Annotated in this window: 18 protein-coding genes and 1 pseudogene; 12 read left to right on the top strand and 7 right to left on the bottom strand. The window is 45.9% G+C overall.

Going from position 1 to position 18,405, the window contains the following annotated elements; genetic code table 11:
* Window positions 1-13: 13 nt before the first annotated feature.
* From KJS69_RS06480 to KJS69_RS06465, 4 genes are all read left to right on the top strand, one after another.
* Window positions 14-910, top strand: coding sequence for a carbohydrate ABC transporter permease (locus tag KJS69_RS06480; protein ID WP_213582739.1), 897 nt, complete (start codon window positions 14-16; stop codon window positions 908-910).
* A gap of 69 nt (window positions 911-979) precedes the next feature.
* Complete coding sequence (locus tag KJS69_RS06475) at window positions 980-2,593, top strand: extracellular solute-binding protein (RefSeq protein ID WP_213582737.1); 1,614 nt, start codon at window positions 980-982, stop codon at window positions 2,591-2,593.
* Window positions 2,594-2,680: 87 nt separating this feature from the next.
* Entirely contained in the window at window positions 2,681-4,258 is a 1,578-nt protein-coding gene (locus KJS69_RS06470; RefSeq protein WP_213582735.1) for a response regulator, read from the top strand.
* Between the two features lie 10 nt (window positions 4,259-4,268).
* Window positions 4,269-6,020 (top strand): sensor histidine kinase, encoded by a 1,752-nt coding sequence (locus tag KJS69_RS06465; RefSeq protein ID WP_213582733.1) that lies wholly within the window; start codon window positions 4,269-4,271, stop codon window positions 6,018-6,020.
* A 118-nt stretch (window positions 6,021-6,138) separates the two neighbouring features.
* Here the strand turns inward: KJS69_RS06465 and KJS69_RS06460 are convergent, their stop codons facing one another.
* The 5 genes from KJS69_RS06460 to KJS69_RS06440 form a co-directional block, all read right to left on the bottom strand.
* Window positions 6,139-6,630, bottom strand: a complete 492-nt coding sequence (locus tag KJS69_RS06460) for a DUF3221 domain-containing protein (protein WP_213582731.1) — start codon at window positions 6,628-6,630, stop codon at window positions 6,139-6,141.
* A gap of 247 nt (window positions 6,631-6,877) precedes the next feature.
* Entirely contained in the window at window positions 6,878-7,681 is an 804-nt protein-coding gene (locus KJS69_RS06455; protein WP_249730412.1) for a DUF817 domain-containing protein, read from the bottom strand.
* A gap of 42 nt (window positions 7,682-7,723) precedes the next feature.
* A complete protein-coding gene (locus KJS69_RS06450) occupies window positions 7,724-7,954 on the bottom strand; it encodes a DUF3955 domain-containing protein (RefSeq protein ID WP_374706613.1) in 231 nt (76 codons plus the stop codon).
* A gap of 73 nt (window positions 7,955-8,027) precedes the next feature.
* Complete coding sequence (locus KJS69_RS06445) at window positions 8,028-8,240, bottom strand: helix-turn-helix domain-containing protein (RefSeq protein ID WP_213582727.1); 213 nt, start codon at window positions 8,238-8,240, stop codon at window positions 8,028-8,030.
* Window positions 8,241-8,249: 9 nt separating this feature from the next.
* Complete coding sequence (locus tag KJS69_RS06440) at window positions 8,250-8,726, bottom strand: DUF2975 domain-containing protein (protein ID WP_213582725.1); 477 nt, start codon at window positions 8,724-8,726, stop codon at window positions 8,250-8,252.
* Window positions 8,727-8,973: 247 nt separating this feature from the next.
* Here KJS69_RS06440 and KJS69_RS06435 point away from each other — a divergent pair, with 247 nt between their 5' ends.
* From KJS69_RS06435 to KJS69_RS06400, 8 genes and pseudogenes are all read left to right on the top strand, one after another.
* Window positions 8,974-9,462, top strand: coding sequence for an RNA polymerase sigma factor SigV (locus KJS69_RS06435; RefSeq protein ID WP_213582723.1), 489 nt, complete (start codon window positions 8,974-8,976; stop codon window positions 9,460-9,462).
* Between the two features lie 14 nt (window positions 9,463-9,476).
* Window positions 9,477-10,337 carry an anti-sigma-V factor RsiV gene (rsiV, locus tag KJS69_RS06430; RefSeq protein WP_213582721.1) on the top strand — a complete coding sequence of 287 codons (861 nt, stop codon included), beginning with the start codon at window positions 9,477-9,479 and terminating at the stop codon, window positions 10,335-10,337.
* A 237-nt stretch (window positions 10,338-10,574) separates the two neighbouring features.
* On the top strand, window positions 10,575-12,515 hold the full coding sequence (locus KJS69_RS06425) for an acyltransferase family protein (protein ID WP_213582720.1): 1,941 nt from the start codon (window positions 10,575-10,577) through the stop codon (window positions 12,513-12,515).
* Window positions 12,516-12,735: 220 nt separating this feature from the next.
* Window positions 12,736-13,212, top strand: a complete 477-nt coding sequence (locus tag KJS69_RS06420; protein WP_249730394.1) for a GyrI-like domain-containing protein — start codon at window positions 12,736-12,738, stop codon at window positions 13,210-13,212.
* 291 nt (window positions 13,213-13,503) lie between these two features.
* A pseudogene (gene tnpA, locus KJS69_RS06415) lies at window positions 13,504-13,698 on the top strand (IS200/IS605 family transposase); the annotation flags it as partial.
* A 41-nt stretch (window positions 13,699-13,739) separates the two neighbouring features.
* Complete coding sequence (locus KJS69_RS06410) at window positions 13,740-14,795, top strand: RNA-guided endonuclease TnpB family protein (protein ID WP_213582716.1); 1,056 nt, start codon at window positions 13,740-13,742, stop codon at window positions 14,793-14,795.
* 191 nt (window positions 14,796-14,986) lie between these two features.
* Window positions 14,987-15,454 carry an alpha/beta fold hydrolase gene (locus KJS69_RS06405; protein WP_213583071.1) on the top strand — a complete coding sequence of 156 codons (468 nt, stop codon included), beginning with the start codon at window positions 14,987-14,989 and terminating at the stop codon, window positions 15,452-15,454.
* A 13-nt stretch (window positions 15,455-15,467) separates the two neighbouring features.
* On the top strand, window positions 15,468-16,238 hold the full coding sequence (locus KJS69_RS06400; protein WP_213582714.1) for an alpha/beta fold hydrolase: 771 nt from the start codon (window positions 15,468-15,470) through the stop codon (window positions 16,236-16,238).
* An 82-nt stretch (window positions 16,239-16,320) separates the two neighbouring features.
* Here the strand turns inward: KJS69_RS06400 and KJS69_RS06395 are convergent, their stop codons facing one another.
* Together KJS69_RS06395 and KJS69_RS06390 are read right to left on the bottom strand one after the other, a co-directional pair.
* Window positions 16,321-17,838, bottom strand: coding sequence for a M56 family metallopeptidase (locus KJS69_RS06395; RefSeq protein WP_213582712.1), 1,518 nt, complete (start codon window positions 17,836-17,838; stop codon window positions 16,321-16,323).
* Between the two features lie 9 nt (window positions 17,839-17,847).
* Window positions 17,848-18,222, bottom strand: a complete 375-nt coding sequence (locus tag KJS69_RS06390) for a BlaI/MecI/CopY family transcriptional regulator (protein WP_213582710.1) — start codon at window positions 18,220-18,222, stop codon at window positions 17,848-17,850.
* Window positions 18,223-18,405: the final 183 nt, after the last annotated feature.

Here is an 18,405-nt window from a genome sequence, read left to right as displayed (position 1 = left end):
GAGGGAGCGGACTTTGAAGAGGCGAACCGCCGAAGATTATGTGCTGGACAGCGTCATTTATGTATGTTTGATAGCGCTTGCTTTCGTCACCCTGTATCCTTTCTGGAACTCTCTGGTCATTTCGTTTAACGATGGGAATGATACGGCGGCAGGGGGCATCACCTTTTGGCCGAGGGAATTTACGATGGAAAACTACAAGTACGTTTTCAGGGACAGCAGGCTGATTCATTCATTCTGGGTTACCGTTGCCCGAACGGTCGTGGGCACTTTCCTGTCGATTCTGTTTACATCGATGTTTGCTTATGCGATGGCCAAACGGGGCCTGATCGGCAAAAAATTTTATATGATTATTTGCGTGGTCACAATGTACTTCAGCGGCGGGCTCATTCCGAGTTACTTATTGATCAAAGAGCTGCATTTGATGAACACGTTTTGGGTGCTCGTTATTCCCGGCCTGATCAGCGTATGGAATATGATTATTTTTCGCACTTTTTTCCTGGGGCTTCCGGACGGACTGGAGGAATCGGCCAAGATCGATGGCTGCAATCATCTCCAAACTTTTTTTCGCATCGTCATTCCAGTGTCCGGCCCCGTCATTGCCACTTTGTCGCTATTCACAGCGGTAGGCCATTGGAACGCATGGTTCGACGCCTCGATCTATATTACGAATCAGAACCTGCTGCCGATTCAGGTCATCTTGAACCAAACGATCAGCTCGATCCTTGAGGTTGAGGCGTCTACACAGATAAGCGGAACCAAACAGGAATTTCTGCTCGGCATGCAAAGCGTGACACACAAATCCGTCGTCATGTCGACGATGATGGTGGCCACCGTTCCGATCCTGATGGTCTATCCTTTTGTACAAAAGTTTTTCGTCAAGGGGGTGCTTGTAGGGTCTTTGAAAGAATGACGGAGATGTTACAAGCCGGAAACGGCTTTAATTATATAACACCAAAAATTAGAAAGGGGATAGCGGCAAATGAAAAGGAAAACAGGGCTAGCTGGTTCACTGGCCGCCGTTTTGACGCTGGGAACGCTCCTTGCAGGATGCGGAGCAGACAAGCCGAATGAAGGGGGGACCGCTTTACAAACTCCGGACGGGGACAATCTTCTCTCCTTCACCTATTACAACTTTTCAGACGGTTGGCAGCCTGCAGCATGGGGAGAAACGGTTACGACGAAATGGATCCAGGAGAACAAGGATGTCTCCATCACCTATGTTCCCACCAACGGCAACGCCAAGCAAAAGTTTAATACGATGTATGCCAGCGGCGATCTCTCCGATGTCATTTCGCTGGGACCGGGACCCGAGCTGGACCGGATGGTCAGCGAAGAGCAGCTGGTCGCGCTCGATCCCTATCTCGACAAATATCCGAATCTGAAAAAATCGGCGGGAGACCAAATCCTCAACATTAACCGTTCGAGCGACGGCAAGCTGTATATGATTCCGGACTGGTATGTTCCCGGAGATCATTTGAACGGCAACGGCGGATATGCGATCAATCGCAAAATCTATAGTGAAATGGGCTCGCCGAAACTGGAAACGTTAGCGGATTTCGAAAGCTACTTGCGCAGTGTGAAAGAAAAATATCCGGACATGATTCCGCTCGAGGTCGGCAATCCTTATGCGATCAAGATGATGTATTCGGCCTTTAAAGAAAACAGCTCGCCTTATTTTGTCAGCCGAATGTTGTACCCGGATGGAAACGAGCTTAAGCCGATTACGGAAGACCCGGCTTTCAAGGAGTTCATCCTGTATGCAAGCCAATTGTTTCGTGATAAGCTAATGACGCAGGATGTCTTTACGCAAAAAACGGATCAGATGGTTGAGAAGCTGAGCCAGGGCAAAGTGGCGGTCGCGCTCGAAGCGAACCTGTCCGGCCGGGCCCGCGTTCCGAACTCCATTCTTCGGGCACAGGATCCCGACGGCGGATATGAGTTTATTTGGCCGATCCACAAGGAAGGGCTGGATAAAAACAAAATTTATGTGAATTATACGGGCCGAGAGGGCGGCGGCAAAATCGTCATCACGAAGAAGGCAAAGGATCCGGAACGTATTTTTGCTTTTCTCGATTGGGCGACAAGCGACGAGGGTCAGGCGGTACTTTGGTTCGGACCTCCAGGATTCCTGTGGGATGACAAGGATGAGAACGGAATCCCGATTCCGAATGAAAAATACATGTCCATGGATAAAGCGGAGCTTGACAAATTGCATATATCCGATAATATGATGGCCGGTAATGCCACTTGGGTCGACATGGCCAAAGTTTCTAGAGAGAATCTGCTTCCGGAAGATCAACGGGATTTTCAAACGACGCAGCAATTGAATGTGGCTTGGAAAACGTCGATGGATATGACGGCCTTCGCGAATACGGACCCGCAGGGCGATTCCGAAGAGGGGATTATTTTACAATCGGCTCAAGATATTTTTGACCAAGCTTTTTCCCGGATGATTTATGCGAAGAGTGACGAAGAAGTGCTGTCCATTTTGAAAAAAGCGGATGAAGACATGAAGAACGCCGGATTCCAGAAGGTCATCGATTTCGTCCAGGAAAAATGGCAGGACAATTTAAAGAAAATGGATGGAAATTAACGGCAATTAATACTAATAGATTATTTTCGGCGGGAGAGTATACTTGAGTAAAGTATACTCTCCCCACATCTGCTTAAAGGGATGATTATGATGTATAAAGTGCTTCTTGTGGATGACGAACAATTGGATTTGGAAGTATTGCAGCGATTTGTGCCGTGGGAACAACTGGATATGACGATTACCGGAACCGCTTACAACGGTTTTGCCGCTTTGGACATTATACGGAAACGGCGCGTCGACGTCCTGATCACCGATATCAAGATGCCGATTATGACCGGACTGGATCTGGCGGAACAGGCGCGCGGTATTTCCCCAGGGTTAAAAATCATCTTTATAAGCGGACATGACGAATTCCAATACGCCAAAAAAGCGATTGCTATGAATGCCAGCTCTTATATTTTAAAGCCCGTGAACGACCAGGAACTGTATAACGCTTTGCTGATTATCAAAGAACAATTGAACTATGAACGGGAACGGTCGAAGAAAACAGAGCAAATTGAGGAATCGATCCCGCTTTTGCAGAACCAAATGATGCACCAGTGGCTGAAGGGATTAATCGATTTCCGCAAGCTGGACCGATTCTATGAAAATTGCGGCATTCGTTTGCAGGGCGGACAAGGCTGCGTCGGAATCATTGAAATCGACGACAGGGCATGGAAGCTGAAACAGTTCTCGGACGACCAGAAATGGTTTGCCATTCAGCATGTTTTTCTACTGATAGAGGATTATATCCAAGACCATCAACTTGGCGTTTATTGCAAAACGGACGACGACAAGATCGTCATTGTCATCAATAACTCAGGAATCGACCCGCTGAGTTCTATGCAGTCTCTGGTCGATCATGTGCGGCTTCATTCGAGTCTGACGGTAACGGTCGGTTTGGGTTCCGTCGTGTCAGAGGTTCAACAATTCCCGCTCTCTTATCGCCAAGCCCAAGAGGCCATTGGCGCCAAAATGTTCGTGGGCAAATGCCGGGTCATCACGCCTGAGCAAACGGAGGGAGAGATCGCCCAATCCACGACCGACCTTGAACAGATCATGGGAGAGATGTTTGCCGCTACCGCGAATTACGATCTTATCCGCATTGACGACAGTTTGGAACAACTGTTCGAATTGGTGCATAGACTGAGGGACAAGCTGTCGGTCTACAACTTCGCCCTGTATGCTGTCTCCAAAATCGATTTTTTCCTGGGGTCTATTAATGCCAGTTTATACGACTTGCTAAGCATCGAGTTGAACAGTTTGAATGTTCTCTATGAATTCGAAACGATTGACGATATCAAGTCATGGCTGCGCCGGCGGTTATTTGAAGTATCGGAGCATCTGTATTTAAAGAAGAAAAACCCGAATCGAAAGCTGATCGATGAAATTGAGCGTTATGTCGCTGATCAGCTCGAGCAGCCGTTGCAGTTGCGGGATGTTGCGAAAGTATTCGGCTTTTCGCCCAATTATCTCGGCTATATGTTTAAAGAGACGACTCGTGAAGCCTTCAGCGATTTTGTCGTAAGGAAACGGATGGAGAAAGCGCGAGAGCTTCTGGCGGATCCGAAGCTGAAAATTTACGAAGTAGCAAACCGGGTCGGTTACCAAAACCTCACCTTATTCAGCCGGCATTTCAAGCAGAGCTCCGGCCTTGCGCCGTTAGACTACCGCAAACAAAGTTAGGTGTGATCGAATGAAACGATATCCCGGCATCCCGCTCTCGTTCGGATATAAACTTATGATTTCCTATCTGTTGCTGGTGCTGATTCCCGTCGTGACGATCGGCTATTATGCCTACACGACTACCGTCCAGTATGTCAAAGAGCAGACGGTGCAGAACGTATCAGGAATCTTGAAGCAGGCGCGCGATAATATTTTGGAAAAAATGAAAGTGGTGGAACGGGTGGATTCACAACTCTACCTGGACCAATCGCTTCAACAAGCTCTAAATCGTAAGGTTGAGCCCTGGAGCAGTTATCAAACCACTTTGAACAATGTCATTCCCCGATTGGAGGCCGCACTGAATCTGGCTTCGAACGATATCGTGCTGGAGCTGTTCCTGCATAACGATACGCTGCCGGAAATCTATCAGGTGAGAGACGGTCAAGATCCGTTGCTGCAAGGGAAACGCTATGAGCTCTATCATTATGACAGAGTTGAGAACCTGGAATGGGTCCGACTGTCTCGTGAATGGAGAACGGATCCGCTGTGGAAGCAGGTGGATACGGACATGGAGTACGGAAATATATCCTTGCTCCGAAAACTGATGGATTTTCGTACGGTTTCGCCGATCGGCATGCTGCGAGTCATTGTTAAAATGGATGATTTGTTTGGAAATCTGAATTATGGAGGCGGCAATGAAGGGGTTCCCAGCTATTTGGCAGTGATGAATGAGCAGAACGAGCCTGTTTACGAGAGCAGTAAAAATCCTCTGCCGGAAGACTGGGTATCGCGTCCGGAACATTATATGCAAATCCGCGAGCCGATCGAGGGGCTCCATTGGCAGGTGATGGCGCTTGTCCCGCTTCATGAGCTGGAAAAAGGGGCCGACCGGGTAAGAATCGTCACGTTACTCGTCTGTTTGTTCAGTTTTTCGGTCATTATGGCGCTCGGTGCGTTCGTATCCACTTATTTTTCCAAGCAAATCCGAAAGATCGTCCTCTCGCTTCAATCTTTCCAGGAAGGCAACTTTGCCAAACGTATAAGCTACTCCGGTACGGATGAGTTTGCCCGCATCTCGGGTGCGTTTAATGAGATGGCTGAAAATATCGAGGGTTTGATCCAGGAAGTATACATTAGCAACCTCCGAAAAAAAGAAGCGGAGCTTGAAGCGCTGCAAACTCAAATTAAACCGCACTTTCTATACAACACATTATCGTCGATCAGCAGGCTGGCCCGTCTGGGAGAAACGGAGAAACTGCATAAGATGGTGAGCGGACTGGCGACCTTCTACCGCTTGACCTTGAACCAGGGAAGATCGATCATCCCGATTCGGGAAGAGATCCTCCAGGTTCAATCCTATATTGATATCCAGAAAACCAAGCATGTCGACAGATTGGAGGTCAGCTACGACATTCAGCTTTCCGTATTAAATTATGACACCGTAAAGCTGATATTGCAGCCATTCGTGGAAAATGCGCTGGAGCATGCCATGTTTCAGGAGCGCCTTCATCTGCGTATTGTTGCTTATCAAGAGGAAGGGACCATCGTGATGAAAGTGATCGACGATGGGATTGGCATGGACTCAGAAATGATCCGTAATATTTTTGCGAACAAGGATACCGGTATCGGGTATGGGATTCGGAACGTCAACGACCGGATCAAGCTGCAATTTGGCGAATCGTTCGGCGTAATGCTGCATAGCGGACCGGGGATCGGCACAACGGTTCGTATTGTCATACCTGCGTATAGCGAGACGTTTCCTATCGATCCTGTTGACCCGTAAGCTTGTAACCATACTCTTCAAACGGGTCGGACTGGTTTTGGTTAAATCGGCCAAGCCAGAAGCAAAAAAACCGATTTTCCCGTATAGGAAGATCGGTTTTTCTGCTGCAAATCATCAATTATTCATTGCGTAAAATTACTATTTCTTCTGCGATTGCCTGTACCGGATACGACTCCGCTACTGGTCCCGTAAATGTAACTTCGACTTCGCTCCCCGCTTGCAGGTCTTTGAAATGTGCGGCAACTAATTTTCCACCTGCTTTTTTGTAGATTTTTGTTGACTTCCTAATGCTGATTCCTGCCTTATCATAGGATGTGTCTTGTTCTAACTTGCCTTCAACGGTCACAGTACCCAAAAGGTCAGGATGTAAAGTTCTTTCGTCAGGTGAATCACTGCTGGATACCGGTGTGTCGGGATTCTTTATTTTTCCGTCACCGGTATGAGCCTGGCTTTCGTCCTTCTCCACGGAATAGATATCTGTGATGCTTCCCCTGATATCGATACGCACCATTTCTTTTCCTTGTAATGCATTGGTGGAACAACCTCCGATTAACGCAGTTATAGCAAACAGCAACAGAGGAACAGTCCATTGAAACCAATTTTTCCTCATTTAGATCACCCTAATATTCTTGATTTGTTATCATAAACGTTATGGTCTTTCAATATGTTGCACGATTACGCCTAAAATACGCAATAGCACGACTATCAGTTAGCCGCGGCGATTTATCGAGCCCGGAAGCAAAATGGATCGAAGTTGCTTGGGCAGATGGGATTACATTCGGCAGACCAAGCAGAAGATCGACGACAAGTTAGCATACCTATATATGTTGAACTAAAGAATAGCTCTCATTTCTCTCTTATGTCTTGGTTCTATTTGCTTTCACGTACTTCAACTGCGCCACGATAATGACGCTGATGATGACAAGCAGAAACCACGAGCTGATTTTGCCAAAGCTAACGGGCTGCCATATTTCTTGTTGATTGGGATATTTCCAGGCGCCGAAAAATGTTGCGATATTTTCTGCCAACCAGATGAAAAAGCCGACGAGCAAGAAAGCCATCGTTAGCGGCATACGGTAAGTCGTTGTGCGAACAGTGAACCAAATCCGGGTTCTCCAAAACACAATCGCCACGAGCGCCATGAGCCACCAGCGAAAATCGGGGATAAAGTGATGGGTGAAAAAGTTTAAATATATTGCCGCTCCAAGCGCGGTGGCAGGTACCGTTCCCGGCCAGCCGGTCATATCCATCTTGAGCCGCCTCCATACTTGGCACATGTAGCTCGCCACGCTTGCGTACATAAAACCGCTATAAAGCGGAACACCGAACCATTTGGTATATCCCAGTTCGGGATACGACCAGGAGCCCATGTGTACTTTATAAAGCTCCAGCATCAGTCCAATGATATGGAACACGCAAATGACCTTGATTTCATCAAGCGTCTCCAATCGGCTGCGATACATCAAGTATTGCACGGCAATCAGCACAAGCAAAATGAGATCGTACCTGTGAATGAACGGTACGTTGAGCCATTTGGAGACAGCCAACGTTCCAAATATCGCTACCGGGAATATGCAGCTCATCGCCTGTTGATAACCGAAATGAAGCAATTGCAGGAACGCCTGTCCATAAGGGATTCGGCGCTGCGTCCTTGCTTCCATCCCCTTCGTTTGTTCCGTTTGCATTCGCCCTCCTATGCAAGATCACTTGTCAGATATTTTAGGGTTACGAAAGTGTGACACAGTGCCGGCCACGATCCAAATTATTATACCGACAGCCACGAGAAAGTAACCCGTTGGGATGAGAAAAAAGGATTCTATAAGAGTGCCATCCGGAGCGACTTCCGCACCGATGATGCTATGGGCAACTAGACAGCCTATTCCTAAAATAAATAGCGTTAAAGCCGGAAGATATTTTGCAACTTTCATATTCATCACAACCTCCATAAATAATAATGATTAAAAAATAGTCATTCCATCTCCATTAGGTACTTTTTGTTAATAGTTTTTAAGGGGCATCTTTTGAATACTCCAGTATATCCCCTGGTTGACAATCTAGCACTTCACATATTTTTTCTAAGGTCGAAAATCGAACCGCCTTCGCTTTTCCATTTTTCAATATGGAAAGGTTCGCCATAGTTATTCCCACTTTCTCAGAAAGTTCGGTTACGCTCATTTTTCTTTTTGCCAACATAACATCGATATGGATTATGATCGCCATATGAACACCTCAGACTGTCAAATCATTTTCTGATTTGATTTCAAGCGCATTTTTTAACAGTTCCTGGAGAACAGCTGCAAAAACAGCTACAGATGAAGTGGCAAAAATAATGATGGCTCCCATCATTGCAATTGAAGAATGTAAGACGTTCTGGAACAAAAGGAATGTGACGCCTATTACATATAATATGATTATCGCAACGGCACAGTGTTTTATATGTTTCAATGATTCTACAGCCAATTCTGAAAAAGCATTTTGCTTTTCAATATGATGTAATAGTTTTAAAGCTTGATACAGAGCAATATAAAACGGTATCGCTGTAATATAAACACCTATAAGCACGGGATATCTCAAATAGGCATAATCAGGATTAATCTCTGCAGTATTTCTAGCAAGCACTGGCAGCCAGAATATACACAGACTAAGAGCGACAATACCAATAATGACGATAGCAAATTTCAGGAAAGTTGTTTTTCCTCGGATCATAGAGCACCTCACAATTCATTATTATCATTAGCATATCATGCGATTTATCGTTTATCAATATATTTTTAATGTATATCAGTAAATATATATCATTAATCAAGCTATCGCCGGTTTTTGGCGGATAACCGGAACAGGGTGAATTCCATGCCTATTATTATTAACCGAAGAACAAACTTTTTGGAAAGCTCACACGTCTTGTATATATAGCAAGCAATGATACGCGCGTATCAAGGGGAGAATCTTTTAAATGGATAGGAAGTTGGAAAAATTACTTATTGGTTTTATTACAGAAAACAAGGAGAACGTGTATCGATTAGCTTTCAGTTATGTTAAGAATTCCGAAAATGCGCTGGATATTGTTCAGGATTCTATCCGTAAGGCTCTGTCCTCATCAGCAACCTTAAAATCTGAAGGGTCGATGAAAAGCTGGTTTTACAGGATCGTGGTGAATACATCGTTCGATTTCCTGAGAAAACAAAAGAAAATTCAACTTGTCGATGACAAGACGTTGGAATTCCACAGTCCCTCATGTGAAGATGTTTACCCTGACACTGATCTGGAGAAGGCTTTGGAGGAATTACCCTATGCCTTTCGGACGGTGGTTGTTCTTAGATATTTTGAAGATTTAAAAATTGAAGAAATTGCAGAAGTGATGAATGAGAACGTCAATACCATAAAGACACGATTGTATCAAGCGCTTCGCAAACTTCGAATTCAAATGTGCCATGAAATTTAGAGGAGGCAAGTAAAATGAGCGAGCAACTGGAACCATTGAGAAGAAAATATAAGAATACGTCTATTCCTGATGAATTGGATTTCGTCGTGAAGAAAGCCCTCAAGCAAAGAAAGAAAAGAAATATGAACATGATGAAACCTCTTGTTGGGGTCGGAGCAGCGGCTATTATATTGATAACAGGGATTAATGCCAGCCCTACCTTCGCAAAAGCCCTATCAGAAGTGCCATGGGTTGGTTCGTTCGTCAACGTACTCACTTTTACAGAATTTCAAGTAGAGGAGGAAAACGCCAAAGCCGATATAAAAGTACCTACCATTACAAACATGGAAAATAAAACGTTAGAAGCCACCCTAAACGACAAATACCTGGAAGAAAGTAAAAAGCTGTACAACGATTTCGTGGCTGAAATGGAGGAATTAAAGCAAAATGGCGGAGGTCATGTAGGTGTAGAAAGCGGTTATGAGGTCAAAACCGACAATGATCAGATCCTCGTCGTGGGCAGATATGTTGTAAATACCGTTGGCTCATCCTCGACAACATTTAAATACGATACGGTAGACAAGAAAAATCAAATTTTGATTACCCTGCCGAGTTTATTTAAGGATGACAGTTATATCGGCCTAATCAGTGAAAATGTTAAGGAACAGATGAGAGAGCAGATGAAGGCGGACCCTGAAAAGGTTTATTGGGTAGAAGGTCCAATGAGTTTTGAAACCATTTCTAAAGATCAAAGCTTTTATATTAACAATGAAGGCAAGCTTGTCATCTCCTTTGATAAATACGAAGCCGCTCCAGGGGCTATGGGCGTGTTGGAATTTATCATACCGACCGATGTGATTGCTGAGGCATTAGTAAGTAGCGAATATATCAAGTAACAATAGAAATCAAGTAACGGAAATCTATCAATCTAACATATGTATTCAAATTAGTTACTTGTCAGCTTAGTTGATACCTATCATAAATGTGATCGAAAGGGCAAATGCAGATGCAGATGCAAATCATGAAACAAAAGAAGCAGAAAAGAAGTATACGGACCGCAGCGCACCGCATGACAAACGAACGACTCTTATTATTCGCAACAAACGCTGATATAGGTGGGGAGGGCGGACGGTATGCCTAAGCCGCTAAACGGCAAAGGCCGCTACATGCCCGGACTCGATGGATTGAGAGCACTCGCCGTATTCGCGGTTATCGTCTATCACCTCGATGTTGGGTGGGCGCCCGGGGGGTTACTGGGTGTCGGCGTGTTTTTCGTATTGTCCGGGTACCTGATCACGGATATCCTCATTGCCCAATGGAAAAGAAGCGGGCAGATTGATTGGAAAGACTTCTGGTTAAGACGGGTACGACGGCTAATGCCCGCGCTGCTCGTCATGGTGACGGTCGTCACGGCATGGGTCACGCTATTCGATCGTTCCCAACTGGCGTCGCTGCGTGGAGATGTGCTGTCATCGCTGCTGTACGTGAACAACTGGTGGCGTATATTTCACGAGGTTTCATATTTTTCGAGATTCGGTCCGCCTTCCCCGTTCGGCCACTTCTGGTCACTAGCGGTGGAGGAGCAGTTCTATCTGCTCTGGCCGCCGCTTCTCTTTATCGGACTTCGCTTGGCGCCGCAGCGATGGCGGCTTCTCGGGCTGACTCTCGCACTCGCGCTAGTTTCAGCGCTAGCGATGGCTCTGCTTTACGAGCCGGGCACAGATCCGAGCCGGGTTTACTACGGTACGGATACGAGAGCGTTCGCCCTGCTCATCGGCGCCGCGCTCGCCATGATTTGGCCGAGCGGCAAGCTCTCCGTAAAGGCCGCTCCGCAAGCCCGCCTTATCCTTGACAGCATCGGAGGGGCAGGTCTGGCGATAATTGCGGCCATGATCTGGCTGGTCGATCAGTACGACGGCTTTCTTTACCGAGGTGGCTTTGTGCTGCTGTCTGTCGCAACGGCCTTGGTTGTGGCGGCGCTCGCTCATCCCGTAAGCCGGTTGGGTAAAGCATTGGGCTGGAAACCGCTGCGGTGGCTTGGGGTTCGTTCTTACGGCATTTATCTTTGGCATTATCCGGTTATCGTACTGACCAGTCCTGCGGTTAACACCGGCGGGACCGATATCGTACGCGGGATATTGCAGATAGGAGTCAGCGTTATACTTGCCGCACTCTCGTATCGGTTTGTCGAGGAGCCCATTCGCAACGGCGGTTTGATTAATGCATGGAGGCAGATGCGTGCGCGGGAAATACGGCGGGGACGGGTACCGATCGGCCGCAAAATCGCTTCGGTGTGTATGCTGCTCGTACCGGTCATATCCTTGATTGGCTTGACCAGCTTTGCATCAGACACGACGGCGGGCTTGGTTTCGCACGACGGCGGCGATCTTCAAGCGGACAAGGCAGCATTGTCATCCCCCGTACAGGACAGTGCCGATAGTTCAGACAGTGCAGAAAGTCCTGGATGGCGGCCGGACAATACATTCCTGCCTGAAGATTCAGTTAAATCGGGCGGCACAGCGCAGCCGGGGGAGATATCGAAGCCAAACGGCTCTAAAGCTGTTGAGAGAGTGAAACCGGAGTCGGGACAGGGAGTGAACGCAATCGGGGATTCGATCATGCTTGACGTTGCTTCGTATCTGCAAGACCTTCTTCCCGGCATCACGATCGATGGCAAAGTGGGCCGGCAGATGTCTCAGGCGCAGGACGTCATTGATCGGCTCAAGTCGAAAGACGAGCTGGGCGACGCTGTCATCATCCAGCTCGGCACGAACGGAACATTCTCGAAGAAGACGCTCGTTACTCTGCTGCATTCGCTCGAAAACGTTCGGCAAGTTGTGCTCGTAAACACGCGCGTACCGCATCCCTGGGAAAGCAATGTTAATTCGACCTTGGCAGAGACGGCGCAGCAGTTCTCCAACGTAACGCTCGTCGATTGGTACGCAGCCAGCGCCGACAAAGATTCATATTTCTCACCGGACGGCGTCCATCTTGTCAAGGAAGGCGCGAAAGTCTATGCTTCGTTGGTGGCGGAAGCGATCAAGCCGCTGCAAAGCGGGAATGCCGGAAGCTAGGCGGTAGCCGGCCGTTAAATGCGAAGTTGCTGCCACAAGTGAATAATCATTATTCTTAAAGTCTAGAGAGCCTTTATCCCGACGTGGAGCGAAGGCTCTCTTTGTTTAAACGCGCTTTCCTTTCAAAACATCTTGAACCGATTACCACTATATGGTAACATATAGGGAACATTTGTTTGTCATCGATTGCACTTTAATACGGAAACAGGAGGAGGAAAAAGTGGTTGAAATAGTCGAAAAACAACGATTTTCAATTATCGGCAAAGTAGGAAGGGGGTCGGCTAACGAAGGCCCAAAGTGGATACCTCAATTATGGCAGGAGGCAAATAGCAACTTTGCCGAGATAAGCCATCTCGCGAAGTTGGATGCGGGAGGTAACATTGCCGGGATTTGGGGGGCCATGAGTGATGTAGATGAGAAGTTTGAAAGGTGGAAGAAAGAAGGGAAATATTTAGCAGGATGTGAAGTTCAAGACGACGCTATAGCACCAAATGGATGGACCAAATGGGTCATTCCAGCATTTAAGTATGCTGTGGTCAAATGTACACAAGATTCATATAAAGAAACTTTTCATTATATGATTACAGATTTTTTACCACAAAATAAATATACAATAGCTGGAGCGATTCATGAATTTTACGATCCTAAAGATAATAAAGACCAATTGGCATTATACTTTCCAATTGAAAAAATATAGTGATACGGATATTAAGCTGGCAAGTTATGTCTAACGAGGAGTTGATTAATGGTGCCGTACCTTCAATGCAATAACATAGAAATGTATTATGAAAAGATGGGGATCGGAAGTCCGGTATTGTTCTTGCAGTAATTGCCGACTGAAAGCCCACGGTTTTAATCGTAGGATGAAAGACGGCTTTGTCAGAACATCCCTTCATGGGATGGGCAGGGCAAACACAAAGCACATGTGCGTGTGCTATTCTTTTCGTTCAATATTGCAGTAGTATAGTTGAACTAATACAATTGTTTTATGGGACAAGAATATAGACGTACAGCTAAAACAGTATCTCTCATTAACTATCATTTTGTTTTCTGCCCTCGTTCTCGAAGAAAAGCATTAGTAAAACAAGTGGAAATTCGATTCAAGGAGCTACTCGCTGAAATAGGTCATCAGAATAACTGGCTTATCGTGGATATGGAAGTTATGCCCGATCATGTCCATCTGTTAGCGTTATGTTGAGGAACAAAAGAAAAGGGGGTGAACCCATGCAAGCTTTAACCGTTAAGATACGCATATTTCCTGATCAACCGGCCATTCTGCGTCAATTGGGAAATGAGTACATTCGGATCGTCAATCAACTAACCGAACGGGCTGAACAACGGGGGGCATTTCCGAAAATGACGACAAAAGATGTAGAAACCATTCTTCCCTCTGCCGTTAGTAACCAAGCGATTCGTGATGCCAAAAGTGTTTTCAATAAAATCCAGAAACTTGGTGTTCGTCCACTTCTTAAAAAACCTGTATATTTCGTTAACAATCAAAACTACACGGTATCCGAAAATACCATTGCTTTCCCTATCGTTGTCGATGGAAAAACGAAAAAAACGGCATTTCCTGCTACAACAACGAGTCGAGACATGGATTTGTTAAGAAAAGCCAAGCTGGGATTGATGCGAATGGTTGAAAAGTCCGGGAAGTGGTACGCTCAAATTTCGGTAGAAGTGCCTACAAGCGAAACAAGTCACGAAGGAATCATGGGAATCGACTTCGGGTTGAAGGTTCCTGCTGTGGCTGTGACGACTACAGGCAAAACCCGATTCTTTGGAAACGGCAGACAAAACAAGTACATACGAAGAAAATACCAACAACGTAGACGAAAACTAGGAAAACTTAAAAAGTTGACTGCTATTCGTAAATTAGGTAATAAAGAGCAGCGTTGGATGAAAGATCAAAATCATAAGATGAGTCGTCAAATGGTGAATACAGCCATTCAAGAGGGTGTATCCGTTATCAAGTTAGAGCGCCTCGAAAACATTCGCAAGACGGCAAGAACAAGCCGTAAAAACGCAAAGAATCTGCATAGTTGGACTTTCTATCAGCTTCAACAATTCATCACCTACAAAGCAAACCTTGTCGGCATAAAGGTTGTGGAGGTAAATCCTGCCTACACTTCTCAATCATGTCCTGCCTGTGGAGAGAAGAACAAAGCGAAAGACAGAAGGTACGAATGTTCATGCGGATTCAGCGCTCATCGTGATCGGGTTGGAGCGATCAATATCATGCGTCAACCTGTGGCAGATGGTAACAGTCTGTCAGCCTAAGATGCTAGATGCACTGTCTTAGGATGGGCTGATGAGACAGCCCTGAACTTGGGGGAACTACGGTTAGCAGAAATGCACTGCCGACTACCACCCAAGAATCCCAATGATACCGAAGGTGTCAGCTTGCGGCTTTAGCCGTGGGAGTCTCAAATAGTGGATTTTCTCGGGGAATATTGGCTTTTGCCAGCCAAATGCTCGACTTCCAACGCAAGTATGAATGCTATTTTCCGGATTTCAGAGGGCACGGAAGAACAAGGAGCAGCAGTCTCGTGTGGAGTACTCCTCAGCATGCAGACGATATTTTTGCCTTTATGGATCAACTCCAGATTCCCAGGGCCCATTTAATCGGTTATGGCATGGGAGGTTTTGATGCGCATCAAGGAAATTGGCAGGAATTTTTAAGGCAAAAACTAAAGGATTGGCGAACTTATCCCAGGCTAACCGATGATCAATTAAGAAGTATAAGCTGTCCCGCTTTGTTTGTCGCTGGGGAATATGATGAGTTAACTCCAGAGGAAGATCTTAAACGGGTGACAAATCTAATCCCTGACTCCCATTATGTTATCGTACCCGGTGAAAGCCATAGACCTCATATGAGTAGAGAAAACCCGTCGTTTGTAAACGATACCATTCTTGATTTTTTGGAAATGAACAGTTGATAGGGGGAGTATAATGCCTTATGTAAAAGTCAATGATTTGGAAATGTTTTACGAGAAGATGGGTCATGGAGAGAATGTCATTTTTTTGCACAGCGGTTATTCCCGCGGTATTTTAGCTTTCGCTAGTCAAATCTTGGATTTTCAAAAAAAATACACGTGTTACTTCCCGGATTTTAGAGGGCATGGCAGAACAAGATGCGAAAGCCTTGAATGGTCTACGCCGCAAATTGCAGATGACATGATGGAATTTATGGACCAAATGAATATGGATGCAGCGCATTTGGTGGGCTACAGCTTGGGAGCGAATGTTGGGCTTTACCTTGCGATTAATCATCCTGAGAGAATCATGACGCTTACTACGATAGGTACAAGCGGATTTTGCGACCCGACCGGGGTTGAAGAATTCGAGCCGGAATGGCTTATTGAAAAGGGATTACAACATACCATCGATCAAATGATGGAAAGACACGAAGAAGCACATAAAGGGAATTGGCAACAATTCATGAGGCAATCGGCTCAAGATTGGCGTCTTTACCCTCAACTTAAAGCGGAACAGCTTGGAAGTATTCAATGTCCATCCCTGTTTATATCAGGGGAACATGATCCATTTGTTGGTGAGGAAAGGGTTAAATATTTGAGTTCCCTTGTAAAAGGATCAAAATATCTAGTTGTCTCGGGAGGAAGCCATAGACCTCATATGTTAAGGGAAAACCCAACTTTGGTAAATGATTCGATCCTTCAGTTCCTGGAGCAAAACCAAACCGATTTGAAGGCAGCCAGATAATGAACGGGGCTGTCACCTCAGTCATCTTGCGGTGACCGAGGTAGACAGCCCCTTTCTGCAACATCATATTTCATTCATTTTTTCACTTTTGAGTATTTCCGGAACCAAGAAACAAAGCTTTTAACTCAGCTATTTCTTCAGGAGTCAGGCTTCTTGATCCCCCTGATTTTGCTTCCTCTTGCCTTTTCTTGAATATAGCACTTTCTTCAGGAGTCAAACTCCTTATTGTCATTGAAGTTCCGGGAGGAATCGACGGGTCTTCTTCATGAGTGATGGTAACGGATGTTCCACGCGGGAACTTCTCGCTGGATTCTTTTAATCTGGCGATGCTGTCAGGTGAATAATACCCCTCCTCTATCGTGACCTGTGCTTGTTCTTCGGGTGTGAGCTCGTCAACAAATACCGGGTGCTCATATCCTTCAAGAGCGTATACTGGTGCCCCTAATCCTTCCTCGATTATGAATTTTTGTTCATCAGGCGTAAGGGCACTGTATTTCAGGTATTGTACGCCGTTTATCGGGATAGAATCACCAACATCTTTATATAGTATTGAGTTACCTGCACCTTCAATGGTTTGATTCGTATCCGTACTGACCTCGGGCGTGTTCTTGGCTGCCCAGGCGGCTGTCGATGTACCGATGGCTCCAACCGTAATGACTGCAGCTGCGGTCATAATCATCGTATGTTTTTTCAGTTTTTTCACATTAAGCATGATCGTTAATCTCCTTTTTAATTGTTTGCCGTCACCGGATAAGGAAGCACAAAATCTGATGGGCACACCCTTTGAACCTGCCATTACGTTCAGGATCGTTTCGCCGTACCGTTTTCGCTCTACATAAGACATTTCCTTTACGACTTCTTCGTCACAGGATAGCTCGCTCCATGTATGAATGTCTTTCCGGAGTATGTGAACGAAGGGATTAAACCAGTGCAGGGCACTGGCTGCCAATGTAATCGCCTTGACCCATAAGTCTTTCCGTTTCAGGTGAATCAACTCATGATGAATCACCATGTTCATGTCCACATTCGCGATATTCTCCATAGGGAGGTAAATGGTCGGTTTCCATAACCCGACCAGAACAGGACCTCGGATCGCAGAGCTGTACGCAAGCTGGACGTTGCTTTGCATGCCGAGAACTACCTTCATCAGGGTTAGCTGTTGGGCTGCTTCGCTTTTCTCCGGTACAGGCGAACGGGTTTGTTGTAATTTCTTTATAAACTTGCGATAGCAATATACCTGCCATATGGCAAAGACCAAAGCTCCTGCTCCCCAAATACTCAGAAAAACGAGGGCTGCATCAGCAGAAAGATTCAGTTCCGGCATGGCTCTTGTGGTCAGGTCAGACTGCGTTTGTTGTACACTCAAAGGTAATCCAGGCATAGGGCCGGTTACCGTTTGCTTCGGAATGAAGAGTGGCAAAAGCCATTGTATAACAAGAGCTATGGGCAGAAGATAAAACCCTATTGCCATTTTTCCAATCGCATATCGCCATTTCGCTGGGAAGACATCTGGTGAAATAAGCCGCAACACGAGAATGCAGGCTACAACAGTACTTCCCGCGACGGAAAGGGAGACGGGCAGTTCCAGAAGTTTACTCATAGACTGCACCTACTTTCCCGAAAACCATTGCTTCAGCTCTGCAATATCTTCATCCGAAAGCTTGTCGCCGTCATACAAGGCAGCGAGTAAGTTTTTAACCGATCCTTGGTATAATCCGTCCAGTACATGTTGCGTCTCCGCTAGTTTGTAATCTTTCGGCGATATGAGAGGAACATACTTGTTCGTTCGGCCATGCCTTGTGGCTTCTAGCGCCCCTTTGTCCACCAACCTCGATAGGAAGGTGGACATCGTTTGTGCCTTCCACTCTTTCCCCCGCCCAGCAAAAATACGCAGCAATTTGGTCGATGTGATAGGCGGGTCACATTCCCAAATCACCTCCATGAGCTCCATTTCAGTATCAGACAACTTTTGAACATTTTTCACGGTGTACACCTCTTTACTTCTCGTTATGCGTCCATAACAAATTTGAATTACTACACTACGTAGTGGTTTTAATTTACTACGTGGCGTAGTAGATTGTCAAGTGAAGCTGAATAAATTTAATAACATGCTTTTGAGACATGGAAAAAGCTTGTAAATACTTTTCCCCCAACGGTAATGGAGAGC

This window comes from Paenibacillus sp. J2TS4 (assembly GCF_018403245.1).
GTDB lineage: Bacteria > Bacillota > Bacilli > Paenibacillales > NBRC-103111 > Paenibacillus_L.
Note: the sequence above shows the minus strand (reverse complement) of the source record. Positions and strands in the feature narration are given on the sequence as shown.

Coding starts and splice junctions, on each gene's coding strand:
- KJS69_RS06475 (WP_213582737.1), top strand. CDS start 980: ATGAAAAGGAAAACAGGGCTAGCTGGTTCACTGGCCGCCGTTTTGACG.
- KJS69_RS06470 (WP_213582735.1), top strand. CDS start 2,681: ATGATGTATAAAGTGCTTCTTGTGGATGACGAACAATTGGATTTGGAA.
- KJS69_RS06465 (WP_213582733.1), top strand. CDS start 4,269: ATGAAACGATATCCCGGCATCCCGCTCTCGTTCGGATATAAACTTATG.
- KJS69_RS06460 (WP_213582731.1), bottom strand. CDS start 6,630: ATGAGGAAAAATTGGTTTCAATGGACTGTTCCTCTGTTGCTGTTTGCT.
- KJS69_RS06455 (WP_249730412.1), bottom strand. CDS start 7,681: ATGGAAGCAAGGACGCAGCGCCGAATCCCTTATGGACAGGCGTTCCTG.
- KJS69_RS06450 (WP_374706613.1), bottom strand. CDS start 7,954: ATGAATATGAAAGTTGCAAAATATCTTCCGGCTTTAACGCTATTTATT.
- KJS69_RS06445 (WP_213582727.1), bottom strand. CDS start 8,240: ATGGCGATCATAATCCATATCGATGTTATGTTGGCAAAAAGAAAAATG.
- KJS69_RS06440 (WP_213582725.1), bottom strand. CDS start 8,726: ATGATCCGAGGAAAAACAACTTTCCTGAAATTTGCTATCGTCATTATT.
- KJS69_RS06435 (WP_213582723.1), top strand. CDS start 8,974: ATGGATAGGAAGTTGGAAAAATTACTTATTGGTTTTATTACAGAAAAC.
- rsiV (WP_213582721.1), top strand. CDS start 9,477: ATGAGCGAGCAACTGGAACCATTGAGAAGAAAATATAAGAATACGTCT.
- KJS69_RS06425 (WP_213582720.1), top strand. CDS start 10,575: ATGCCTAAGCCGCTAAACGGCAAAGGCCGCTACATGCCCGGACTCGAT.
- KJS69_RS06410 (WP_213582716.1), top strand. CDS start 13,740: ATGCAAGCTTTAACCGTTAAGATACGCATATTTCCTGATCAACCGGCC.
- KJS69_RS06405 (WP_213583071.1), top strand. CDS start 14,987: ATGCTCGACTTCCAACGCAAGTATGAATGCTATTTTCCGGATTTCAGA.
- KJS69_RS06400 (WP_213582714.1), top strand. CDS start 15,468: ATGCCTTATGTAAAAGTCAATGATTTGGAAATGTTTTACGAGAAGATG.
- KJS69_RS06395 (WP_213582712.1), bottom strand. CDS start 17,838: ATGAGTAAACTTCTGGAACTGCCCGTCTCCCTTTCCGTCGCGGGAAGT.